A 16,454-nucleotide genomic window follows, 5' to 3' on the forward strand; every position below is an offset into this window, starting at 1 on the left:
CCCGTCACCCTACTAGCTCGATGTGACGGAGCGGCACCCTCCGGCGGCGCGCTGTGCACGAGCGGAGGCATAGAGGCACACGGCCGCGGCCGTCGCGAGATTGAGGCTCTCGGCTCTGCCGTGGATCGGAACACGCACCACGGCGTCGGCGAGTGCGCGGGTCTCCTCCGGCAGGCCCCATGCCTCGTTGCCGAAGACCCAGGCGGTGGGGGTGCCCATGGTGCCCTTGTCGAGTTCCGTGTCGAGGTCGTCCTCGCCCGCCCCGTCGGCGGCGAGGATGCGTACGCCCGCGTCCTTCAGCCCCTGTACGGCCCGCTCCACGGGGACGCCGACGGCGACCGGCAGATGGAAGAGCGAGCCGACCGAGGCGCGCACCGACTTGGGGTTGTAGAGGTCGACGGAGGCGTCGGTGAGGATCACGGCCTCGGCGCCCGCGGCGTCGGCGCAGCGCAGCACGGTCCCGGCGTTGCCGGGGTCACGCACATGGGCGAGGACGGCGACGAGCCTGGGCCGCGCGGCCAGGATCTCCTCGAACGGCGTGTCGAGGAACCGGCAGACCCCGACGAGCCCCTGCGGGGTGACGGTCGTCGAGATGTCGGCGATGACGTCCTCGTCGGCGAGGTGCACCCGGGCCCCGGCGGCACGGGCCTCCCCCACGATGTCGGCGTAGCGCTCGGCGGCGTCGACGGTGGCGAACAGCTCGACGAGCGTCTCCGCGTGCCCGGCGGCCTCCCGCACGGCCTGCGGCCCCTCGGCGAGGAACAGCCGCTCCTTCCCCCGGAAATTCCGCTTGGCCAGCCGCCGAGCAGCGCTGACGCGCGGCGACTTGGAGGAGATCAACTCGGGAGCGGCGGTCATGAACTCACCTTCGGGTAACTATGCGGGCGCCCCGCAGAGGAGCCCCGTAGGGGCGCGGGGAACTGCGCGACCAGCCGGTCACGGCCCGCGGACGGCAGACAAGAGAAGAGGGCAGACGAGAGCCCGAACGCAAGCGGACCCGTAAGCCAAGCGGCTTACGGGTCCGAAACAACGCTCAGCTCAGCGCAGCGTCACGCGGCCTTGGGCGCGTTGACGTCCGACGGCAGCGCCTTCTGCGCGACCTCGACCAGCGCGGCGAACGCGTTCTGGTCGTTGACGGCCAGCTCCGCGAGGATCTTGCGGTCCACCTCGATGTTGGCGGCGTTCAGACCCTGGATGAAGCGGTTGTAGGTGATGCCGTTGGCGCGGGCAGCGGCGTTGATGCGCTGGATCCACAGCCGACGGAAGTCGCCCTTGCGCTTCTTGCGGTCGTTGTAGTTGTAGACCAGGGAGTGGGTGACCTGCTCCTTGGCCTTGCGGTACAGGCGCGAGCGCTGACCGCGGTAGCCGCTGGCGGCTTCGAGGATCGCCCGACGCTTCTTGTGGGCGTTGACTGCCCGCTTGACGCGTGCCACTTGTTAACTCCTTGCAGCGGGGCCGTGGGTTGGACTCACACGACCCGGTTTCGATTGGGTCCCGGTCAGAGCTCGGGCGCGCGGGGCGCGCCCCGGCTCACTTGCCGAGAAGCTTCTTGATCTTCTTGGCGTCGCCCGGGGCCATCTCGGCGTTGCCGGTGAGGCGACGCGTCAGGGTGGACGACTTGCGCTCGAGCAGGTGGCGCTTGCCGGCGCGCTCACGGAGCACCTTGCCGGAGCCGGTGATCTTGAAGCGCTTGCTGGCACCGCTGTGCGTCTTGTTCTTCGGCATAGCGCCGTTCTCTCCTCGTCAGTGGCACTCCGATGCCCGGTCGTGAAACCGGGCATCCGGGAACCATATGTGTCAGTTGGCACCCTCTGGGCTTGCGCCCGGAGGATCAGGCCTCGGCAGGAGCCTCGGCCGGGGCCTCGGCGGGAGCCTCGGAAGGCTCTTCGTCCCCCTCGGCGGAGTTCTGCGAGCGACCAGGGTTGGCCTTCGCGTCCGCCTTGCGGGCCGCCTGGGCCTCACGGGCCTCGGCCATCGCCTCGGTCTTCTTCTTGTGCGGACCGAGAACCATGATCATGTTTCGGCCGTCCTGCTTCGGGTTCGACTCGATGAACCCGAGGTCCTCGACGTCCGAAGCGAGGCGCTGCAGCAGTCGGAAACCCAGCTCGGGGCGGGACTGCTCGCGACCACGGAACATGATCGTGATCTTGACCTTGTCGCCCTGCTTGAGGAACCGGACGACGTGACCCTTCTTGGTGTCATAGTCGTGCGGGTCGATCTTCGGCCGGAGCTTCATCTCCTTGATGACCGTGTGCGCCTGGTTCTTGCGCGCTTCACGGGCCTTCATGGCCGACTCGTACTTGAACTTCCCGTAGTCCATGAGCTTGCACACGGGCGGACGGGCGGTAGCCGCCACCTCGACCAGGTCGAGGTCGTACTCCTGCGCAAGTTCCAGGGCCTTGGCAAGCGGAACAATTCCGACCTGCTCGCCGCTGGGTCCGACAAGTCGCACCTCGGGAACGCGAATCCGGTCGTTGATGCGGGGCTCGGCGCTGATGGATCCTCCTCGGTAGCACCACGCGACCGTCTGGCGGACAGCCGCGTTACGTCTGTTTCTGGACCAACCGAGCGAGGTCATAAAAAATGCCCCGACCGATCACAGAAGGGGCTCCACGTACTACCGGAGCACCTCCGCGGTGATCGCGGGGCGCACATCGGGCGACCCGAAGCCGCAGGGCTTCGGTCGCCTGACCGGTGACCCGCCGCTCCGGGGAGCGGCCAGGTGGGAGATCGGAGCCTCCACTTGTGGGCCGGATCCTTGCGTTGGCACGCGGGTCTCCGGCCGGTCGTTACACAAGGTTAGCAGCTCCCCCGGGGCGGGGCGAACCGGCGGGCCCACCGGCTCCCGGGGACCGGTGGCCGCGGTGCTCGGCTTATCGTGTGGGACATGAGCGACGCGACCCCCACCCCCGAGTCCCCCATGGGCGACTCCCCCGACTTCGACACCTTGACCCGTGACATCGCGGACGTGCCCGCGGTCGAGGTGATCACCACGGTGGCGGTCCACCTGATGAGCGCCGCCGCGGTCAACCTCGGCCTCGCCGAGGGCGGCGAGGGCCACAAGGACCTCGACGAGGCCCGCAAGCTGATCCACTCGCTGGCCGGTCTGATGGACGCGAGCGCCACGGAGATCAGCTCCTTCCACGCGGCGCCGCTGCGCGACGGCCTGAAGTCGCTGCAGCTGGCGTTCCGCGAGGCGTCGATCGTGGCGGACGAGCCGGGTCAGGGCCCGGGCGAGAAGTACACGGGCCCGGTCTTCGGCTGAGCCCGCACGGCGTGAGCGCGTACGGTCACGCCGTACGCACGTAGAGGGGCTCGCCCGGTGGCGTCGCCTCGGCCGGCAGAAGTGCCAGGTCGAGGCCGCGCACCAGGCGGGCCCTCAGTGTTTCGTCGGCGGCGATGCGGCGGGCCACGCGCTGGGCGGCCTCGGCGGGGTCGGCGGCCGGGTCGAGGACCAGGGCGAGGGTGCCGTCGGAGCTGCCAGGGCCGAGGTGGGCGCGGAGCACGGCGGGTTCGGCGGCGACGGCCGCGCGCACCGCGCCGGTGACGGCGGGGTCGGCGAGCGGGTCGGCGCTCGCGCGGCCCTCGGCGAGGGCGAGCAGCGCGGCCCTGCCCAGCTCGTAGGGGACCGGGCCCGCGAGGTCGAGGACGATCGTGTCGGCCTGCTCGTGGGCGGCGGCCTGGAGCGCCTGGTGCAGGGGGACGGCGACGGGACGGGCCGCCGGGTCCCACAGGGCGAGGGCCTCGATGGAGGTGAAGGCGGGCAGTGCCTTGCGGTGGCCCGCCTTCAGCGTGGGGACGGCCATGTCGCTGGTCTTCTCGCGGCGGAGGCCGTTCTCGTCCTCCTCGACCTCGCCGAGGACGGCGACGACGGGGACGAGCAGCCGGGCCTTGGCCAGAGCTTCGAGTACGGGGCCGTGGGCCGTCCGGTCCTGCGACCAGGCGGTGAGCGCCGCGGCGAGCCGGGGATCGGCGGTGCCGTCGTCGTCGGAGAAGCCGGGGTCGGGAATGTTCTTGTTCGCCATGTTCGCCACGGTGTCGACCCTACAGAGGGCCGCCGGGCCGCCTTTCTCGCGGGCCGCGCCTGCCCTCCAGGAGCTGGGTCACGGCCTCGGGCAGCGGGCCGCGCCGCCCGCGCCACAGATAGATGCCGGCCGCGAGCAGGGCCACGCCGAGGCCGCCCGCGAGGGGTCCGACCCAGGCGGCGGGGCCGCTGTGTGCCGCTGCCGTGTCGGGGCCCGGGCCGAAGTACTTCTCTCCGTACGCCGCCGGGCGGAGCTTGTCCTGCTTGAGCTTGCCGGCGCGGGCGAGGGCGGCCGCCGGGTCGATGAGGCCGAAGCCGCGGGAGTCGTCGTGGCCGCCGGGCGGGGCGTCGCGGGCGGTGTTCTCCAGGAGCTGCTTGATCTGCGCGGGCGTGAGCCGCGGGTGGGCGGCGCGGATCAGGGCGACGGCGCCGGAGACGAAGGCGGAGGCGGCGCTGGTGCCCCAGCCCTCGTAGTACTTGCGGTCGGGGTCGGCGATGACGATGTCGTCGCCGGGCGCGGCGACGGTGGCGTACCAGCGGCGGGTGGAGAAGGAGGCGCGGTCGCCGTTCTCGTCGACGGCCGTCGCGGCGATCACGCCGGGGTAGGCGGCCGGGTAGGAGACGTGGTCGCCGCGCTCGCCGCCGTTGCCCGCGGAGGCGACGACGGCGACGCCCTTCTTGAGCGCGTACTGGACCGCGGCGTCCTCGGCGGGTTCGGGGTGGGCGGACTTGGAGTCGTCGCCGAGGGAGAGGTTGATGACGTCGGCGCCGTGGTCGGCGGCCCAGCGGATGCCTTCGGCGAGCGCGTTGCCGCGGGTGTTGCGGGCCTTCTTGCGGGCGGGGTCGCCGTCTTCGAGGATCACGCGGATCGGCAGGATCTTCGCTTCGGGCGCGATGCCGAGTACGCCGTCGGCGCGGCCCACGCCGTGTCCGTGGCCCGCGATGATGCCGGCCATGGCGGTGCCGTGCCGGGCCCAGGGGCGGTCGCCGCGGCGGGCGCCGAAGCCGACCATGTCCTTGCCCTCCAGGACGCTGCCCGCGAGGTCCGGGTGCTGGTCGTCGATGCCGGTGTCCAGGACGGCGACGGTGATGCCGTTGCCCTTGGTGGTCTGCCAGACCTGGTCGGTGCGCATGGCGTCAAGGGCCCACTGCTGGGCGCGGATGCCGTCGTCGGCGTGGGCCGGGGCGGCGGCGACGAGGGTCAGCGCGGCGGCGACCGCGGCGGTGACCAGTGTCCGACGGGGCCTCGGCGGGCGGCGGTTCCTCATCACGCCTTCTCCGCCTTCGCGATGGTCTTGCGCAGGCCTCGCTCGACGCGGTCGGCGATGCCCTTCGCCTCGTGGCCGAGGCCTGACTGGGCGGGCGCCGAGGCGGTGTTGCTGCCCATCGCCTCGGTGGCGGGCTCGGGGTCCGTGACGGCGCGGCCGTCGGCGAAGCCGGATACGGCGTACGCGACGACGGGCGCGTCCGGCAGTACGGAGACCGTCCAGGAGGCGCGCTGGGCGTCCCCGAAGTGCTCGGCGGCCGTGCCCTTGGCCGCGTACGGCCTCGGCATGAGGTCGGGGCGCCGGTCGAGTCCCTCTTCCGTGAAACGGTTCCGCAGCGCTCGCATGGCGTCTGCGTCCGCCTTGGTGAACAGCAGGCCCACGGTGGTGACATGGCTGCGGGTGGCGTCGGTGTAGGTGGCGCGGAGCAGGCGCAGGCAGCCGGCCGGGGCGAGGGCCTTGGCCAGCAGCGGGTCGAAGGCGGCCGCGCAGCCGCTGTCGGGGGCGACGGCGACGCGGGTCCAGGAGCGGTCGGCGCCGCCGGGGCCCGCGCCCTCGCCCTTGAGGGTGGCCGGGAAGAGCCGGTCGACGGGGACGCTGTGCCAGAGCCGGCCGGTGACGGCGTACGCGCTGCGGGTGCCGCCGGTGGCGGACGACTCCCCGGTCAGCCAACTCCCGGTGACGGCGCCTCCGATGAGCCCGAGCCCGAGAACGACGCAGGCCGCGGCGGCGGCCACGCGGCCTGCGGGGCGCGGTCGGGTGGTGGCGGTGTCGTCGTACGCGGCGGGCCGCGCGAAGAACACGAGCCGCTCGGCGCGGGGCCGGGGCGGCTCGTCGGTGTCGGAGCCGCGCGGGGAGTCCGCGGTCGAAGGCGGGGCGTCGGGGAGACGGGCGGAAGCGGGCGGGGGCGGCGGGGCTCCGGTGTCGGTGTGACCGGCCTCGCCGTCCTCGGCGAGGTGCTGCGATACGTCATCCGCGCCGAGAACGCCCAGGGCACCCGTGTCCGAGGGCACGGTGGCGGACCCGCGCAGGGAGCCTGGCGACGAAGGCGGGGCGTCGGGGAGGCGGGCGGAAGCGGGTGGGGGCGGTGGGGCGTCACCGTCGGTGTGACCGGCCTCGCCGTCCTCGGCGGGGCGCACTGATACGTCACCCAAGTCCAGGGTGGGGGCGGGTGAGGGGTCCGCCGTGGGCTCGCCCGGTGCCGGAGCGGTGGTCGTGCGGCGCCTGCCGCGGGCCGCCTCGGTGAAGGGGGCCAGGAGGTCCGCCACTCGGGATGCCTGGTCGGGGTGGCCGGGGGATGCCGTGGGGCGGGGGACGTCGAGGAGCCAGTCGTCGTCCACCGGGGGGCGTACGTCGGGGAAGCGGGCGGACGGCGCGGGCGGCGGCTCGTCCGGAGGGGACGCGGGGCGGGGCGGCGCGGTGGGGCGCGGGGGGATCGGGGTGCGTCCCGCCTCCGTGGTCATGCTCCCCCGTCTCCTCGCGCTCCGGCTGCCGGAACGCTCGGCCCGGCGAGGCTCCGTGCGCGTCACTCTACGGGCAGACGCGGGGCGTACGAGAACCCAGTCCAGGCCACCGGGCGATCTGCCCGGATCATCCCCCTACCCTCGGGTAATCGTGTCTGGCAGGCTTCGGCCATGACCGCCCGTGCCGCAGACCGTGCCGCAGACAGGGCCCGTTACGACCGGGCCACCGCACACCTCGACGCGCCCCTCGCCCTCGTCGACCTGGCGGCTTTCGACGCCAACGCCGACGACCTCGTGCGCCGGGCCGGGGGCAAGCCGATCCGCGTCGCCAGCAAGTCCGTGCGCTGCCGGGCCCTGCTCGAACGGGTCCTGGCCCGCGACGGCTTCGCCGGGATCATGTCGTTCACCCTCGCCGAGTCGGTATGGCTCGCGCGCTCCGGCTTCGACGACGTCCTGCTCGCCTACCCCTCCGCCGACCGCGCCGGTTTCGCCGAGCTGACCGCCGACCCCAAGCTCGCCGCCGCCGTGACGGTGATGGTCGACGACCCGGCGCAGCTGCGGCTGATCGACGAGGCGAGGGACGGCGGCACGGAAGAGGTGCGGGTCTGTCTGGAGCTGGACACCTCCCTCCAGGTGCTTGGCGGACGCGTACGGATCGGTGCGCTCCGTTCGCCGCTGCACTCCCCCGCGCAGGTCGCCGCGCTGGCCCGCGCCATCGTCCGGCGGCCCGGGTTCAGACTCGTGGGCGTGATGGCGTACGAAGGCCATGTCGCGGGGGTGGGCGACGCGGTCGAGGGGCATCCGGCGCGCTCGCGGGCGATCCGGATGATGCAGGCCGCCGCCCGCAAGGAGCTTGCGGAGCGAAGGGCGCGGACGATCGCGGCGGTGCGGGCCCTCGCGCCGGACCTGGAGTTCGTGAACGGCGGCGGTACGGGCAGCGTGCAGCACACCGCGGCCGAGAGCGCGGTGACCGAGATCGCCGCGGGGTCGGGGCTCTTCGTGCCGCGGCTCTTCGACAACTACACGTCCTTCAGCGGGCGTCCGGCCGCGCTCTTCGCCCAGCCCGTGGTGCGCAGGCCGGGTCCGGGGACCGTGACGGTGCTGGGCGGCGGCTATCCGGCCTCGGGGGTCGCGGGTCCCGACCGCTCGCCGGTCCCGTATCTGCCCGAGGGGCTGCGGTACGACCCCCAGGAGGGCGCGGGCGAGGTGCAGACGCCGCTGCACGGTCCGCCCGCGGACGATCTGGCGATCGGCGACAAGGTGTGGTTCCGGCACGCCAAGGCCGGGGAGCTGTGCGAGCGGTTCGAGACGCTGCGTCTGGTGGAGGGCGACAAGGTGACGGGGAGCGTCCCGACGTACCGGGGCGAGGGCCGCACCTTCCTCTGAGCCCCCTCCGGAGGCCTGTTACGGCGTCGCGCCGACGTCCTCGCCCACGCCCCCGCCCGTGGCGCTGTCGTCGGTCGAGCGGATCCCCTTGATGATGCGTTCCATGTCGGAGAGGGGCGGCGCGCCCTTGGCGACGTTGACGGAGAGGCGCACGATGACCATCGGTTCGGAGCCGATGCTCGACTTGAACGCCACCGACTGCACGTACCCTCCGGAGGCCTTTTCGGTCCGGACCCGCCAGCGCACGTAGTAGCCGCTGCGGCCCGCGACGGCCACCGTGCCCTCCGCGACCTTCTCGTGCCCGGTGATGCGGCCGTAGTACTCGTTGTCGAGGACGTCCTTGCCGTAGACGCTCTTGGTCGCGTCCTCGATGTCGCCGCGCGCAAGCGCCTTGGGCGAGGTCTCGTCGGTGGAGGTCACGGTCTGCGAGGTGACCCGGCCGTGGCGGCACATGCCCGAGTCGCCGGGGCAGTCGAAGGTGTCCGGCGTCTGGAGAGTCGGCGCGTCGTGGATGGTGTCCTCGGCCTTCTCCCATCCGTCGATGACGGGCAGCGTGATGCCGTTGAGGTCGTCGACGAGGACGTTCGGATCGGACGTCGGGGAGGCGGACTTCGACTCCGAGGCGGTCGGCGTCGGGGAGGTCTCGGCCGACGTGCTGGGCGCGGGACCGCCGCGCGGTTCGCCGTCGTCCTTGCCGAGGACGACGACGCCGGTGACGATCGCCGCGACGAGCACGGCTCCGGCGGTGGCGAGCGCGATGAACTTGGCTCGGCCACCGCCGGAGGACGCCGGGGCGATCACCGCGGTCGCGGCGGGGTCCGGCGGGCCGAAGCCCTGCCGCACCGGCGCCGCTTGGGGCTGCTCGGGTGCGCGCCGGTGCTCGGTCCACGCGGTGCCGTCCCACCAGCGCTCGACGGCGGGCTGGTTCGGGTCCGGGTACCAGCCGGGCGGAGGCGTCATGCTCATCCCGGCACTCTAGGACGTGCCCCGCCGATCAGTACACCGAGGCCCTTCGGTCAGTACACCGAGTCCCGCTGGTCGGGCACGACCGAGCCGTCCTCGCGGAGCACCGGGCCCTTGTCGCCGTCGTGTTCGTTGTAGGCGCTCGTCGAGCACGGGTAGCGGCCGGACTTCTGCGGCATCGGCTCGATGAACATCGGGTTCACGACCCAGCGGCCGTCGGCGTTGTCGTAGGCGCGGCACATGAACTCGCTCTTGTTGCGGTTCAGCACGAGGTGCGCGCCGGTGGCGTCGCCGACGAACGTCACGTCCGTGTCCGCGTCGCCGCCGCCGAGTGCGATGCGGTGGTGCCGGTCCTGCTTCTCCCAGGCCGACTTGCCCTTGACCTTGAAGATCTCCTGGTTGATCCAGCAGCGCTTGCCGTCGATGTACGGGATGGCCTCGCCCTTGTTCACGGGCACGCCGCCGCACCCCTGGTTCCAGGGCGTGATGCGGCCCTCGCGGTCCAGGACCGAGCGGATGGCGATGGTGTGCGCGCGGTCGACGCCCACGCTCTTGGACCACACCTCGGCGACCGGTTCGGAGCCCGCCGAGACGATGTAGACGTCGAATCCGGCCTTCTTGAGGGTGCGGATCAGGTCGCGCTGCTGGTCGTAGTAGCGGACGTACCCCGGGATCTTGTGGGTGCCGACGGTCTGCGTGGCGCCGACGGGGGCGGCGAGCGCCTCCTCGCGGGCCTTGGCGGCGTACGACTCCAGCTCCGGGACGGTGTGCCCGGCGAAGAGCTGCGGCACCCAGGCGTACTGCGGGACGGTGTGGCGGTGGTCCCACTTCCCCGCGAAGGCGGGGGCGCCGCTCATGGTCCTCCCGTCCTCGCGGACCTCGAAGATCTCGTCCGCGCAGGCGGTGTCCTTGGAGGTCGGCAGCGGCTTGCCGACGGGCACGTCGGTGCCGCAGGCCTTGGTGAGGGCGCGGTCGGCGTCGTCGGTGAGCCACTTGCTGGTGGACTTCCAGCTCTTGGGGCGCAGGATCTTGTCGTGCCGCAGGGACCAGGCGATGGTCGCGTCGGTGACGTCGTTCTTGACGACCGTGTTGTCCCAGTCGAAGGCGGCGACCGGGCGCTTTCCGCCGTGTCCGAGGCGGGGGTTGGAGCAGCGGCCGCGCTCGTCGATCATCCGCTGGAGCTTGGCGCGGTTGGCGCCGTACCAGTCGAGCTTCTTCGAGAGCTGCGGGCAATCTCCGCCGGTGGTGCGGGAGTTCGAGGGGTGCGCGGCCGTGGCGGCGGCCGCGGGGAGAGCCGCCGGCACGGCTGCCAGGGTGGCGGCCGCGGCCAGGGTCAGCGCCAAAATGTTTCTGTTACGCATGTGAGTGGACCGTACATCCTGTCTACGGGTCTGGCGATGCCGATGATCTAGCGTGTCGTGGACGCCTACGGCGTCCCGAACACGGTGTCGTTCTGGTCGGGGATGACGGAGCCGTCCGGGCGGCGCACCGGGCCCTGTCCGCCGTCCCGTTCGGTGTAGCCGGTGGTGGCGCAGGGGTAGGGGTCGGCCTTCTCGCCCTTGGGTTCGATGAACATGGGGTTGATCAGCCAGCGGCCGTCGCCGTTGTCGTAGGCGCGGCACATGAGTTCGTTCTTGTTGCGGTTCAGTACGAGCCGCAGGCCGGTGGCGTCGCGCAGGAAGGAGATGTCGGTGTCGGAGTCGCCCGCGGCGAACACCTGCCGCCTGGAAGCCGGTTGGACCTTCTCGGCGGCGGCGCCGCGCACGCCGTAGATCTCCTGGTTGATCCAGCACCGCTTGCCGTCGATGTACGTGATCATCGAGTCGTCGCCGTCCTCGACCGTGCCGCAGCCCTTGAGGTGCGCGGTCAGCTTTCCGCGCGCGGTGACGTTGCGGATGCCGATCGTGTGCCGGGCGTCGATGCCCACGCCCCGCGCCCAGACCTCGGCGACCGGCTCGGGCGACGCCGAGACGACGTACACGTCGAAGCCCGCCTTCTTGAGGGTGCGGATCAGGTCGCGCTGCTGGTCGTAGTAGCGGGCCCAGCCGGTGACCTCGCCGGTGCCGACGCGCTGCTTCGCCCCGATCGGCGCGGCGAGGTTCTCCTCACGGGCAGCGGCCGCGAACCGCTGGACCTGAGGGGTGGACCAACCGCGGGTGAGCTGGGCGAGCCAGGCGTACTGCGGTTCCATGCGGCGGTGGTCGAAGCCGTCGAAGGCGGCCTTGCCGGAGGTGGTGGTGCCCTCGCTGTAGACGGCGAGGATCTCGTCGGCGCAGGCGGTGCCCCGGGCGGTGTCGCGGTGGGTGGGCAGCGTGGTGCCGGTGGCCGGGCAGGCCTTGGCCAGGGCTTTGGCCGCCGGGTCGGTCAGATAGCGGCTCGTGGTGTGCCAGTCGCCGTGCTGGGGCGTCCGCACCTTGCCGTGGCGCAGCATCCAGAACATGGTGGCGTCGCCGACGTCGTTCTTGATGACGGTGTTGTCCCAGTCGAAGGTGGCGACGGGTCTGGCGCCGCCCTTATGGCCCCGGTCACCGCAGTGGCCGTACTCGTCGATCATGCGCTGGAGGCGCGCCTTGTTCTCGCCGTACCAGCCGCGCGAGACGGTGAGGTCGGGGCAGGCCGCGGCCCGCTCAGGGGGCGTGGTCTGGGTGGCCTCCGCGGTGGCCTGGACGGCGAGGAGACCGGCCGAGGCGACGGCGAGCACGGCTGCGGCCGCGACGGCGCGGCGCTTGAAGTTCACGAACACACTCCCGTGTCTACGCAGGTCAGCCGGGCGTCACGCGACGCCCGGCTGACCTGCGGGTGGCCGCTGGGTGAACTGCGCGGAGGTGCGGCAGGGACTACACCGGGGTGACGTACGCCCCGGAGATACCGCCGTCGACGAGGAAGTCGGTGGCGTTCACGAACGAGGAGTCGTCGCTGGCGAGGAACGCCACCGCGGCGGCCATCTCCTCGGCCTCGGCGAAGCGGCCCACGGGGATGTGCACGAGGCGGCGGGCGGCGCGCTCGGGGTCCTTGGCGAACAGCTCCTGGAGGAGGGGGGTGTTGACCGGGCCGGGGCAGAGCGCGTTGACGCGGATGCCCTCGCGGGCGAACTGCACGCCCAGCTCGCGGGACATGGCGAGGACGCCGCCCTTGGACGCGGTGTAGGAGATCTGCGAGGTCGCCGCGCCCATCCGCGCCACGAAGGAGGCGGTGTTGATGATCGAGCCCTTGCCCTGGCGCCGCATGTAGGGGATGGCGGCCTTGCAGCAGAGGTAGACGGAGGTGAGGTTGACCTCCTGTACGCGCTTCCAGGCCTCCAGGCCCGTGTCCAGGATGGAGTCGTCGTCGGGCGGGGAGATGCCCGCGTTGTTGAAGGCGATGTCGACGGAGCCGTAGGTGTCGAAGGCCGTCTTGAAGAGCGCCTCGACCTCCTCGGCGTCGGTGACGTCGACCTTCACGAAGGTCCCGCCGACCTCGTCGGCGGCGGCCTTGCCCGCGCTCTCGTCGATGTCGCCGCAGACGACGTGGGCGCCCTCGGAGGCGAGGCGGCGCGCGGCGGCGAGGCCGATGCCGCTGCCGGCGCCGGTGATGACGGCGGTGCGGCCGACGAGGCGGCGGCAGATGTTCTCTGACATGGGGTTCAGGCCTCCGTGCTGATGAAGACGTTCTTGGTTTCCGTGAACGCGGCGAGCGCGTCCGGGCCCAGCTCACGGCCGAGGCCGGACTGCTTGTAACCGCCGAAGGGGGTCCAATAGCGCACGCTGGAGTGCGAGTTGACGGAGAGGTTCCCGGCCTGGACGGCCTCGGAGACCCGCAGCGCCCGGCCCACGTCCCGGGTCCAGATCGAGCCGGACAGGCCGTACGGCGAGGCGTTCGCGAGGCGGATCGCGTCCTGTTCGTCGGTGAAGGGCAGCAGCACCGCCACGGGGCCGAAGATCTCCTCGACGGCCGCGGGCGAGTCGGGCCGCTCACCGGTCAGGACGGTCGGCGGGAACCAGAAGCCGGGCCCGGTCGGGGCGGTGCCCCGGATGCCGGGCGCGTCGGCGGGCACCAGCTTCGTCACGTTCTCGAGCTGACGGCGGGAGATCAGCGGGCCCATCTGCGTCTTCTCGTCCCGCGGGTCGCCCACGACGACCTTGCCGAGCGCCTCGGTGAGCAGCGCCGCGACCTCGTCGTACACCGATTCCTGTACGAGGACGCGGGTGCGGGCGCAGCAGTCCTGGCCGGAGTTGTCGAGGAAGGAGAAGGGGTCGGCTGCCGCCTTCAGGTCGGCGTCGGCGAAGACGATGTTGGGGCTCTTGCCGCCGAGTTCGAGGGTGAGGCGCTTGACCTGTGCCGCGCAGCGCTCCATGATCTCGCGGCCGGTGCGCGTGGAGCCGGTGAAGACGATCTTCGCGACGTCGGGGTGGTCGACCAGGGCGCGGCCCGTGATGTGGCCGTGGCCCGGCAGCACCTGGAGGACGCCCTCGGGCAGTCCGGCCTCCAGGGCCAGCTCGGCGAGTCTGAGCGCGGTGAGCGGGGTGGTCTCGGCGGGCTTGAGCAGGACGGCGTTGCCCGCGGCGAGCGCGGGGGCGAACCCCCAGGCGGCGATGGGCATCGGGAAGTTCCAGGGGGCGATGACGCCGACCACGCCGAGCGGTTCGCGGAAGGTGACGTTCCAGCCGCCGGGTACGGGGATCTGCTGGCCGGTGAGGCGCTCGGCGCCGCCGGCCGCGTACAGGAGCAGGTCCCGGACGTTGCCCGCCTCCCAGCGGGCGTTGCCGGGCAGATGGCCGGCCTCGCGCACTTCGAGGTCGGCCAGTTCCTCGGTGTGGCCGTCGACCGTGTCGGCGAAGCGGCGCAGGAGCCGGGCGCGGTCCGCGGGGGCGACGGCCGCCCACGCCCGCTGGGCGCTCACGGCCCGCTCGACGGCGCGGCGCACGTCGTCCGCGTCCGCGGCGGGGACGGTGGCGATGACCTCTTCCGTCGCCGGGTTCAGTACGTCGAGGTTCGCTTCTTCGGGGTTCGGTTCTTCGAGCAAGGGTGCCTCACATGCGTTCGAAGGAGCGGCGCAGCTCCCAGTCGGTCACCGCGGAGTCGAAGGCTTCCAGCTCGACCCGCGCCATGTTGCGGTAGTGCGCGACCACCTCGTCGCCGAAGGCGGCCTTGGCGATGGGGCTGTTCTCCCACAGCTCGGCGGCCTCGCGCAGGGTGGTGGGGACGTGTTCGTACTCGCCGGTGTAGGCGTTTCCGGTGCACTCGTCCGGCAGTTCGAGCTTGTGCTCTATGCCGTACAGACCGGCGGCGACGAGGCCCGCGACGGCGAGGTAGGGGTTCACGTCGCCGCCCGGCAGCCGGTTCTCGAAGCGCATCGAGCGGCCGTGGCCGACGACGCGGAGCGCGCAGGTGCGGTTGTCCAGGCCCCACGCGGCGGCGGTCGGCGCGAACGAGCCGGGCACGAACCGCTTGTAGGAGTTGATGTGGGGCGCGTAGAGGAGGGAGAAGTCGCGCAGCGCGGCGAGCTGGCCCGCGAGGAAGTGCCGCATGACGGGCGACATGCCGTCGGGGTCGTCCGCGCCGCCGGCCATGACGTTGGTGCCGTCGGCGTCCTGGAGCGAGAGGTGGATGTGACAGGAGTTGCCCTCGCGCTCGTTGACCTTGGCCATGAAGGTGAGCGAGACGCCCTCCTGGGCCGCGATCTCCTTGGCGCCCGTCTTGTAGATGGCGTGCTGGTCGCAGGTGACGAGGGCCTCGTCGTAGCGGAACACGATCTCGTGCTGGCCGGGGTTGCACTCGCCCTTGGCCGACTCGACGACGAGTCCGGCGGCCGCCATGTCGTTGCGGATGCGGCGCAGGAGCGGTTCGACGCGGCCGGTCCCGAGGACCGAGTAGTCGATGTTGTACTGGTTGGCCGGGGTGAGGTTCTTGTACCCGGCGTCCCAGGCCTGCTCGTAGGTGTCCTTGAAGACAATGAACTCCAGCTCGGTGCCGACGTGGGCGGTGTAGCCCAGTTCGGCGAGGCGGTCGAGCTGGCGGCGCAGGATCTGCCGGGGGGCGGCGACCACGGGTGAGGCGTCGCTCCAGGCCAGGTCCGCGACGAGCATCGCGGTGCCCTCGTTCCACGGGACGCGGCGCAGGGTGGACAGGTCGGGGTGCATGGCGAAGTCGCCGTAGCCGCGGTCCCAGGAGGACATCGCGTAGCCGTCGACGGTGTTCATCTCCGCGTCGACGGCGAGGAGGTAGTTGCAGCCCTCCGTGCCGTGTTCGAGGACGTCGTCGAGGAAGAAGCGGGCGGCGAACCGCTTGCCCTGGAGCCGCCCTTGCATATCGGGGAAGGCCAGGACGACAGTGTCGATCTCGCCGCTCGCGACGAGGGCCTTCAGCTCCTCGACGGTGAGCGGGGGTGTGCGGTCTGCCACGGGAAATGCCTCCTTGGGTCAGCCGGGAGCCATAAGGTATTGCGGAGAACCTTTGCTTGGGAAGGGGGTACTGGCATGTCGCACACGGAAGAGGGTGCCGCCCAGGGCGCCTCACCCGCGCCGGACGACGACCGGCTGACGCCAGTGCTGCGTCCGGTGCGGGCGGGCAACGGCTTCGAGGAGGCGCTGGAGCAGATCCTCCAGGTCGTCCGCCTCGGCCTGGTGCCCGGCGGTGAACGCCTGCCGTCGGAACGGGAGTTGGCCGACCGCCTCGGCATCAGCCGGGTGACGCTGCGGGAGGTTCTGAAGGTGCTCCAGGACCAGGGCCTGGTCGAGTCGCGGCGCGGACGGTACGGCGGCACGTTCGTACGGCCGCGTCCCGAGGCGTCGGGCGAGGACGAGCTGCGCCGCAGGGTCGCCGGGGTGGACGTGGAGGACGCGCTGCGCTTCCGCGAGGTCCTGGAGGTGGGCGCGGCCGGGCTCTGCGCGGCGCACGGCCTGGACGGCGAGCAGGCGGACCGGCTGCGGGCGGCGCTGGCACACACGCACGACGCCCCGCTGTCGGAGTACCGCCGCCTGGACACCCTGCTGCACCTCACGCTCGCCGAGCTGTGCGGCTCCCCCACGCTGACGGCGCAGTACGCGGCGGTGCGGGCCACCGTGAACGACCTCCTGGACTGCATCCCGCTCCTGGTCCGCAATCTGGAACACTCGCAGCGCCAGCACGCCGTGATCGTCGAGGCGGTGCTCGACGGGGACGCGGACGGGGCGCGGGAGATGATGCGGGAGCACTGCGCGGGGACGGCGGCGCTGCTGCGGGGGTTCCTGAGCTGAGCACCGCTGACCTGAGCACCGCTGGGCCGTCGGCGCGGAGTCAGCCGGGGCCGGCGGCGTGAGGACCGCTTAACCATCGCGTAACGCAAGGGTCTTGCTTTCTCGCGCCCCACACGGCAAAGGTATGGATCCGTTCCAT

16 protein-coding genes are annotated in these 16,454 nt (G+C 72.1%); 3 read left to right on the plus strand and 13 right to left on the minus strand.

The window, feature by feature from the left end; all coding sequences use genetic code 11:
- Window positions 1-12: 12 nt before the first annotated feature.
- From DMA15_RS06275 to infC, 4 genes are all read right to left on the minus strand, one after another.
- Window positions 13-858 carry an RNA methyltransferase gene (locus DMA15_RS06275; protein ID WP_125511656.1) on the minus strand — a complete coding sequence of 282 codons (846 nt, stop codon included), beginning with the start codon at window positions 856-858 and terminating at the stop codon, window positions 13-15.
- A 191-nt stretch (window positions 859-1,049) separates the two neighbouring features.
- The gene (gene rplT, locus DMA15_RS06280) at window positions 1,050-1,433 is read right to left on the minus strand and encodes a 50S ribosomal protein L20 (RefSeq protein ID WP_125511657.1); all 384 of its coding nucleotides are present in this window, start codon (window positions 1,431-1,433) and stop codon (window positions 1,050-1,052) included.
- A 97-nt stretch (window positions 1,434-1,530) separates the two neighbouring features.
- Complete coding sequence (gene rpmI, locus DMA15_RS06285) at window positions 1,531-1,725, minus strand: 50S ribosomal protein L35 (RefSeq protein ID WP_125511658.1); 195 nt, start codon at window positions 1,723-1,725, stop codon at window positions 1,531-1,533.
- A 106-nt stretch (window positions 1,726-1,831) separates the two neighbouring features.
- Window positions 1,832-2,578 (minus strand): translation initiation factor IF-3, encoded by a 747-nt coding sequence (infC, locus tag DMA15_RS06290; RefSeq protein WP_125511659.1) that lies wholly within the window; start codon window positions 2,576-2,578, stop codon window positions 1,832-1,834.
- A gap of 309 nt (window positions 2,579-2,887) precedes the next feature.
- On the opposite strand from infC, the gene DMA15_RS06295 reads away from it, so the two are divergent.
- Window positions 2,888-3,265 (plus strand): DUF1844 domain-containing protein, encoded by a 378-nt coding sequence (locus tag DMA15_RS06295; RefSeq protein ID WP_125511660.1) that lies wholly within the window; start codon window positions 2,888-2,890, stop codon window positions 3,263-3,265.
- 25 nt (window positions 3,266-3,290) lie between these two features.
- Here the strand turns inward: DMA15_RS06295 and DMA15_RS06300 are convergent, their stop codons facing one another.
- From DMA15_RS06300 to DMA15_RS37330, 3 genes are read right to left on the minus strand one after another with little or no spacing between them, the layout of a single operon-like run.
- Complete coding sequence (locus tag DMA15_RS06300) at window positions 3,291-4,025, minus strand: SseB family protein (protein ID WP_125511661.1); 735 nt, start codon at window positions 4,023-4,025, stop codon at window positions 3,291-3,293.
- Window positions 4,026-4,044: 19 nt separating this feature from the next.
- Window positions 4,045-5,292: a type VII secretion-associated serine protease mycosin gene (gene mycP, locus DMA15_RS06305; protein WP_125511662.1), complete on the minus strand. Its 1,248-nt coding sequence runs from the start codon at window positions 5,290-5,292 to the stop codon at window positions 4,045-4,047.
- Window positions 5,292-6,752, minus strand: coding sequence for a hypothetical protein (locus tag DMA15_RS37330; protein ID WP_240659692.1), 1,461 nt, complete (start codon window positions 6,750-6,752; stop codon window positions 5,292-5,294). The genes mycP and DMA15_RS37330 overlap by 1 nt, the downstream gene beginning before the upstream one ends.
- 171 nt (window positions 6,753-6,923) lie before the next feature.
- Here DMA15_RS37330 and DMA15_RS06315 point away from each other — a divergent pair, with 171 nt between their 5' ends.
- Complete coding sequence (locus DMA15_RS06315) at window positions 6,924-8,138, plus strand: amino acid deaminase/aldolase (protein WP_125511663.1); 1,215 nt, start codon at window positions 6,924-6,926, stop codon at window positions 8,136-8,138.
- Between the two features lie 18 nt (window positions 8,139-8,156).
- Here the strand turns inward: DMA15_RS06315 and DMA15_RS06320 are convergent, their stop codons facing one another.
- From DMA15_RS06320 to DMA15_RS06345, 6 genes are all read right to left on the minus strand, one after another.
- On the minus strand, window positions 8,157-9,104 hold the full coding sequence (locus DMA15_RS06320; RefSeq protein ID WP_125511664.1) for a DUF2510 domain-containing protein: 948 nt from the start codon (window positions 9,102-9,104) through the stop codon (window positions 8,157-8,159).
- 50 nt (window positions 9,105-9,154) lie between these two features.
- On the minus strand, window positions 9,155-10,462 hold the full coding sequence (locus DMA15_RS06325; RefSeq protein ID WP_125511665.1) for a haloacid dehalogenase-like hydrolase: 1,308 nt from the start codon (window positions 10,460-10,462) through the stop codon (window positions 9,155-9,157).
- A gap of 65 nt (window positions 10,463-10,527) precedes the next feature.
- On the minus strand, window positions 10,528-11,838 hold the full coding sequence (locus DMA15_RS06330; RefSeq protein ID WP_125511666.1) for a haloacid dehalogenase-like hydrolase: 1,311 nt from the start codon (window positions 11,836-11,838) through the stop codon (window positions 10,528-10,530).
- Between the two features lie 100 nt (window positions 11,839-11,938).
- Window positions 11,939-12,718: a 3-oxoacyl-ACP reductase gene (locus DMA15_RS06335; RefSeq protein ID WP_125511667.1), complete on the minus strand. Its 780-nt coding sequence runs from the start codon at window positions 12,716-12,718 to the stop codon at window positions 11,939-11,941.
- 5 nt (window positions 12,719-12,723) lie between these two features.
- Window positions 12,724-14,103, minus strand: a complete 1,380-nt coding sequence (locus DMA15_RS06340) for an aldehyde dehydrogenase family protein (protein ID WP_125511668.1) — start codon at window positions 14,101-14,103, stop codon at window positions 12,724-12,726.
- 7 nt (window positions 14,104-14,110) lie between these two features.
- Window positions 14,111-15,481, minus strand: coding sequence for a glutamine synthetase family protein (locus DMA15_RS06345; protein WP_125511669.1), 1,371 nt, complete (start codon window positions 15,479-15,481; stop codon window positions 14,111-14,113).
- A gap of 75 nt (window positions 15,482-15,556) precedes the next feature.
- Between DMA15_RS06345 and DMA15_RS06350 the strand changes: the two genes are divergently transcribed.
- Complete coding sequence (locus DMA15_RS06350; RefSeq protein ID WP_125511670.1) at window positions 15,557-16,315, plus strand: FCD domain-containing protein; 759 nt, start codon at window positions 15,557-15,559, stop codon at window positions 16,313-16,315.
- Window positions 16,316-16,454 lie beyond the last annotated feature (139 nt).

Source organism: Streptomyces sp. WAC 01529, assembly GCF_003945545.1.
In the GTDB taxonomy this organism is placed as follows: Bacteria; Actinomycetota; Actinomycetes; order Streptomycetales; family Streptomycetaceae; genus Streptomyces; species Streptomyces anatolicus.

Excerpts from the sequence above, each read along its gene's own strand:
- DMA15_RS06275 (WP_125511656.1), bottom strand. The coding sequence starts at position 858 with ATGACCGCCGCTCCCGAGTTGATCTCCTCCAAGTCGCCGCGCGTCAGC.
- rpmI (WP_125511658.1), bottom strand. The coding sequence starts at position 1,725 with ATGCCGAAGAACAAGACGCACAGCGGTGCCAGCAAGCGCTTCAAGATC.
- infC (WP_125511659.1), bottom strand. The coding sequence starts at position 2,578 with ATGACCTCGCTCGGTTGGTCCAGAAACAGACGTAACGCGGCTGTCCGC.
- DMA15_RS06295 (WP_125511660.1), top strand. The coding sequence starts at position 2,888 with ATGAGCGACGCGACCCCCACCCCCGAGTCCCCCATGGGCGACTCCCCC.
- DMA15_RS06300 (WP_125511661.1), bottom strand. The coding sequence starts at position 4,025 with ATGGCGAACAAGAACATTCCCGACCCCGGCTTCTCCGACGACGACGGC.
- mycP (WP_125511662.1), bottom strand. The coding sequence starts at position 5,292 with ATGAGGAACCGCCGCCCGCCGAGGCCCCGTCGGACACTGGTCACCGCC.
- DMA15_RS37330 (WP_240659692.1), bottom strand. The coding sequence starts at position 6,752 with ATGACCACGGAGGCGGGACGCACCCCGATCCCCCCGCGCCCCACCGCG.
- DMA15_RS06315 (WP_125511663.1), top strand. The coding sequence starts at position 6,924 with ATGACCGCCCGTGCCGCAGACCGTGCCGCAGACAGGGCCCGTTACGAC.
- DMA15_RS06320 (WP_125511664.1), bottom strand. The coding sequence starts at position 9,104 with ATGAGCATGACGCCTCCGCCCGGCTGGTACCCGGACCCGAACCAGCCC.
- DMA15_RS06325 (WP_125511665.1), bottom strand. The coding sequence starts at position 10,462 with ATGCGTAACAGAAACATTTTGGCGCTGACCCTGGCCGCGGCCGCCACC.
- DMA15_RS06335 (WP_125511667.1), bottom strand. The coding sequence starts at position 12,718 with ATGTCAGAGAACATCTGCCGCCGCCTCGTCGGCCGCACCGCCGTCATC.
- DMA15_RS06350 (WP_125511670.1), top strand. The coding sequence starts at position 15,557 with ATGTCGCACACGGAAGAGGGTGCCGCCCAGGGCGCCTCACCCGCGCCG.